Raw genomic sequence first — 648 nt, forward strand, 5'->3', positions numbered from 1 at the left:
CAGCCCAGCAGCCGACCGACCCGACACCACCCACGGCACCACCGGCAACACCACACCACCAGCGCCCACCGGCGCAGGCGCAGAGCCAGGCATCGGCGCTTCGTCGTCGGGCGCCTCCTCGATGATCACGTGCGCGTTGGTGCCGGAGAACCCGAACGACGACACACCCGCACGCCGCGGACGCTCCCCCACCTCCGGCCACGGAACAGCCTCGGTCACCAGCCGCACCGCACCCGCATCCCAGTCAATACGCGAAGACGGCACCTCGGCATGCAGCGTCGCAGGGACGACGCCATGCCGCATCGCCGCCACCATCTTGATGATTCCCGCCACGCCGGCCGCCGCCTGCGCGTGCCCGATGTTGGACTTCACCGAACCCAGCAGCAACGGCCGATCCCCCGGCCGGCCTTGGCCGTACGTCGCCAACAGCGCCTGCGCCTCGATCGGATCGCCCAGCCGCGTACCCGTGCCATGACCCTCGACCACATCCACGCCATCGGCGCCCACACCGGCGCTCGCCAGCGCCGCGCGAATCACCCGCTGCTGCGACGGGCCGTTCGGCGCGGTCAGACCGTTCGACGCGCCGTCCTGGTTGACCGCGCTGCCGGACACCACCGCCAGCACCTGATGCCCCAGCCGCCGCGCGTC

General features: G+C 72.1%; 1 protein-coding gene. It reads right to left on the reverse strand.

Annotated elements, in window-relative coordinates; genetic code table 11:
- Positions 1-648: ketoacyl-synthetase C-terminal extension domain-containing protein (locus AC4IJH_RS43640; RefSeq protein ID WP_490857585.1), on the reverse strand; the 648-nt coding region annotated here is incomplete at both ends.

This window comes from Streptomyces sp. UF-297 (genome assembly GCF_058245575.1).